The organism is Candidatus Hydrogenedentota bacterium, from assembly GCA_035416745.1.
Taxonomy (GTDB): domain Bacteria; phylum Hydrogenedentota; class Hydrogenedentia; order Hydrogenedentales; family SLHB01; genus UBA2224.
Map to the genome: position 1 here is coordinate 1 of DAOLNV010000158.1, position 4,510 is coordinate 4,510.

The window sequence follows — 4,510 nt, forward strand, 5'->3', positions numbered from 1 at the left end:
GCGGCAATCATTGCCTTCTTGCGCTGGCGGGAACGGCACAATGAAAAGCGGGCCGTCAGACGCGTTCAGCAGATGGTCAGCTCGACGGGTTGTATCGTTCCTCGCAGATGTTCAATTGGCGCCGCGGCACAGTTGAATTGTTGTGTGTTGGCGTTGAGATGCCATGAGGGCGCTGTTCGCTGATGACGCGGCGACCGGGCGCGTCTGTCCTGGGGGGGGCATCATACGGCAGCAGGACTTAAGGAACCGTGTGTTCGAGGGTTCCTTCGTTTTCCCCCGATGCCGTTTGATGTTGCGCGATGCGCTTTGGCCGGGCGGGGTTTAGCTGCAAGGCAGTTCGCATTGCCGGAAAGCGGGATTGCCGTTGGTTGGCCGTTCCAGTGCGCATGCGTTGCCTTGCCGGGACAGGAGGCGCGGAAGCGCGGGCCTCGATGGGGACGTCCGCGAAGGCCGCGTTAGTCTGAGAACGCGCCTGCCCGGGCTGCGTGAGGGGATGTGTCTTGTTTCGTTGTCTGTTCATGGCGCCTTCAGGGGAATACCGGCGGCATCGAGGGGTTTGGCGGGCGTCATACGGCCGGCAGGGCCGGCAACAATGCCTATGCAGTAGGAGAAAGACAGGAGGCGGGAGTTCGTGATTGAACGCATTTCGATTTTGGGCGGCAGCAGCGTTTATATACCGGAATTCATCCTTTCTCTGATTTCCCATAATGTCAATGTCAAGGAGGTTGTGCTGATCGGGCGCGAGGGCCCGAAACTTCCGCTCGTGACGGCCTTCTGCCAGCGCATCATGGACAACAGCGGCTTTCCGGGGAAGGTCACCGGCACGGTGGACGTGCGCGAGGGCGTTCAGGGAGCGAAATACGTCATCAACCACGTGCGGATCGGCGGCATGCCCGCGCGTCAGCGCGATGAGGAGCTGCCTCCGAAATTCGGCATGGTCGGAGACGAGACGGTGGGCGCGGGGGGATGCGCAAATGCCCTGCGAACGCTGCCCGTAGTCCTGCAGCACGCCGAACTTATCGAGCAGACCAATCCTGGCGCGACGTTGATCAACCTGACCAATCCTACCGGCATCATCGTGGACGCTTTGTCGAAGTACTCGCGTTTGCAGGTTCTGGGGGTCTGCGACTTGCCGGGCCAGTGCATCCGGCGGGTCGCCGACATTTTGAGGGTATCCCCAGAGGAACTCCAGGTGGATTACGTCGGGCTCAACCATATTGGCTGGATTCAGGACGTCAAGCTGGACGGCAAGAGCCGGATGGACCGGGTTCTGGAGCAGTTGGAGCATCACTCGGAAGATGGGTTTGACCATGATCTGGTGGGCCTTTTCCGAATGATCCCCACGAGCACCGTCGGGTTGTTTTTCCATGTGGACGCCATCCTGAAACGGCAGCAGGCGTGCGCGCGCACCCGGGCAGAGGTCTTGTACGAGGCGGAACAGCAGATCTTGAAGTTGTACGACGACGAGACCTTGACTGAGATTCCCGAACTGACGCGGGCCCGCAACGCGATCTGGTACGAAAAGACGATAGTCCCCCTCCTGCAGGCGCTCGAGGAGAGGCATGAACGCGAAATCATCCTGTGTGTCAAGAATGAAGGCGCGGTCCGGGACCTCCCCGAGGACTGCAGCGTGGAGGTGCCGGTCCGCATCAGCAAGAAGGGTATCGAGCCGCGCCGGGTGGGGGATTGTCCGCGATTCCTGAAGGGCCTGTTTCACAGCGTCAAGGAGAGCGACCGGCTGACCGTGGAAGCGGCGCGCCATAAGTCCTACGAGTGTGCGCTCCAGGCGCTGACGATTAACCCCCTTGTGCCGTCCTTGGATGCGGCCAGAGCATTTCTGGATCGAATTCTCAAGGAAGAAGGTATAGAATTGCACTAGCAGCCAGTGAGGTACACGAAACACAGGGATTGCGGCGGCGGGGCTGAGTTGCCGCCAGGATTGGGAGTTGTAGAACGATGCAGAAGACCATCATGATGTTTTTCGCCATCGCGTTTGCCATGCCGGCCTTGAGCCAAGACATCCGCATCACCGGTGTTGAGGGGGCGAAACTGCAAGACCTCGCCGGCACGCCAACGCTCGTGACCATCGTACTCAAGGACCGCGATGCCGAGGATCCCAATCTCCAGATTACTGACATTGGCCCTGAATACCTGAGCGTGCTCAATCCGGAAACAGGCGACAGGCATGCCTACCTCTTCAGCGATGTCAAGGAAGTTCGCGTTCAGGGAGGAAAACTCGAGGCCAAACCCTTCCAGGCCAACGTTGAGCGTGGCCTGTCGCAAACACAGCAGCAGCTGGTGGACCGGGCCGTTCAACAGGCGACCGAGGTGTTTGAAAAGGAGAACCGCAATCAGCCCGTGAAGATGGACGCGGCCATGATTATCGCTTCTCAGGGTGACGAGAACGGCCTCAAGTACTTGCAGGACCTCAGCCGGCAAACCGATATTGAAACGGCGCTGGGCGCCTATTACCGCCTGTACATCGCAGGCCAGCCGGATATCAACGCCGAACTGATCGAGCGCGCCCTGGCCAGCGGCGACCGCCAGCTCCGCGCGACAGCGGCGCGCGTGGCGGGGCTGTATCGTGAACCTACGGCGGAGCCATACTTGCTGCGCATGGTGCGCGACCGAGCCGCCGACCTCTCCGCACCGTCCGCCATCGCGCTGGCCCGCATGAATACGCGTGAGGCCGAACCGTTGCTTCTCGACATGCTGACCGGGCTGAATGAAGACAAAGCCAAGGCGGCGGCAAGGGCGCTGACAATCCTCGGCGGAGACAGCGTTGTTCGTTCCCTGCACCAGATGCTGGATGAACAAACCGGGTTGGCGCGATACCGCATCATCGAGGTCCTTTTCCGGCTGGATGACGCGAAGGGAAAGGAACTGATGAAGAAGGAATCGCTCGCGATTCCGACCCTGAGTTTTGAGGCGGCGCTTTGTCTTGCTCCCCAGGGCGACCTGTCCGCAATGGACGTCCTCCGCGCCCGTCTTTCGGACCGGTACGACATTCAGATGAATGTCCTCGAGATGCGTGCCAAAGCGGCAGGAGCACTCATTCAAGGAGGAGACCGCTCGCAGATTGCCGCGTTGCAGGAATTGCTTCGCCTTGATTTTCCTGACCTGCGCGAACCCGCCGCGGGCGACTATATCAAGGGGATTGTAGCGCTCGTCAGCAGGGTTGTTATCCAGACCGATTTGCGCCCGCTCATGGATATCATGCAACCGATTCTTCTAAGCCAGTACCCGGAGGCGCGCATTTCCGCAGCTTCCGCCATTCTTTCCTTAGGTGACCCGGCTTTCCGGCAACGCATGCTGGAACACCTCTCCGCGGAGTAATGGTCGACAGGCTGTACGTTCATATCGAGGGAAGGGTGCAGGGAGTAGGATTTCGCTACGCCACGCAGAGGGAAGCCATGCGCCGCGGGCTCTGCGGGTGGGTGCGAAACTGCCGGGACGGAAGCGTGGAAGCGGAATTCGAGGGCGGCAAGGAAGACCTGCTCGAGATGCTGGAGTGGTGTCGCGAGGGTCCCTCATTCGCCGCGGTAACGCGTCTTGATCCCAGATGGGAAGCCGGACCACCGCGTCATGATGCTTTCTATGTGAGGGGCTAGACGGGGACAGAAAGTGCCCGGCCGCGTGTGGCGCGGCTATTTTCTCGCTATCCAAATCATCTCCGTGCTTTCATCTGTCAGGGAACCGCAATCGAAATCGCCGAAGACCGCCTCAATTCTAAATCCTGCTACTATAAGAAGTTGACGCATCTGTTCGGGTGTCAGCCATGCGCGCCGCATTGGAATTGCCGTTGTACGGATGACCTCGTTCTTGCCCTTTACTTCGTGAAGAATGTGTTTTTCGTGGATGATTTGGTGCTCGGGTTCATACCATGCGGTGACAAAGTGCGCCAGTTCGGTCTGTTTGCCGGGCAATGCGTAACGCCTTTCGAGCACGGCGGGCCTTTTCCCTTTCGTGAACGTCTTTGGCAGACGTAAGCTGTTGCCTACCCATAGGTTCAGGATAAAGGTCCCTCCGGAACGCAAATGGCGGTGCACGTGGTTCAGGCACGCCTGCTGATCCTCTGCCGTAAGAAGATGCATGAAGGTGCGGTAGGGCATGGCGACCAGGTCAAACTCACGCTTGAGGCCAAAGCCGCGCATGTCACCATGCACGAGTTCCAAACGTCCGGGCGTCTTTCCGACGAGTCTCTTTTTTCTGCGGCAGTGGGCGAGCATAGCCTTGGAATTGTCCAGCCCCACCACATCAACGCCCGACATTGCCATGGGAATGCAGATCCGGCCCGTGCCGCATCCCAGCTCGAGCGTTTGTCCGCCAAGCCTAACAGCCTGTCCCACATAGAACTCCGCCTCACCCGGGATTCCGGTATGAATAATGTCGTAGTAGTCTGCCCAGAGGTCGTATTCGGAGCCGTTCACAAAGGTCCTCTTTCTTTCTGGCGCTCGCGCCGCGAATCTGCCGGAGAACACATGCTTAATTGAGTCACATGGCCACCCCT

The 4,510-nt window shown here is 59.4% G+C and carries 4 protein-coding genes; 3 read left to right on the forward strand and 1 reads right to left on the reverse strand.

The annotated features are described in order from the left end of the window. Positions 1-631 precede the first annotated feature (631 nt). From PLJ71_22455 to PLJ71_22465, 3 genes are all read left to right on the forward strand, one after another. The gene (locus PLJ71_22455) at positions 632-1,879 is read left to right on the forward strand and encodes a hypothetical protein (protein ID HQM51450.1); all 1,248 of its coding nucleotides are present in this window, start codon (positions 632-634) and stop codon (positions 1,877-1,879) included. Between the two features lie 77 nt (positions 1,880-1,956). Next, positions 1,957-3,336: a hypothetical protein gene (locus PLJ71_22460; GenBank protein HQM51451.1), complete on the forward strand. Its 1,380-nt coding sequence runs from the start codon at positions 1,957-1,959 to the stop codon at positions 3,334-3,336. After that, a complete protein-coding gene (locus tag PLJ71_22465; protein HQM51452.1) occupies positions 3,336-3,611 on the forward strand; it encodes an acylphosphatase in 276 nt (91 codons plus the stop codon). Before PLJ71_22460 ends, PLJ71_22465 begins: the two co-directional genes overlap by 1 nt. Before the next feature lie 36 nt (positions 3,612-3,647). On the opposite strand, the gene PLJ71_22470 is transcribed toward PLJ71_22465, so the two are convergent. Next, the gene (locus tag PLJ71_22470; GenBank protein ID HQM51453.1) at positions 3,648-4,430 is read right to left on the reverse strand and encodes a class I SAM-dependent methyltransferase; all 783 of its coding nucleotides are present in this window, start codon (positions 4,428-4,430) and stop codon (positions 3,648-3,650) included. Between the last annotated feature and the right edge of the window lie 80 nt (positions 4,431-4,510).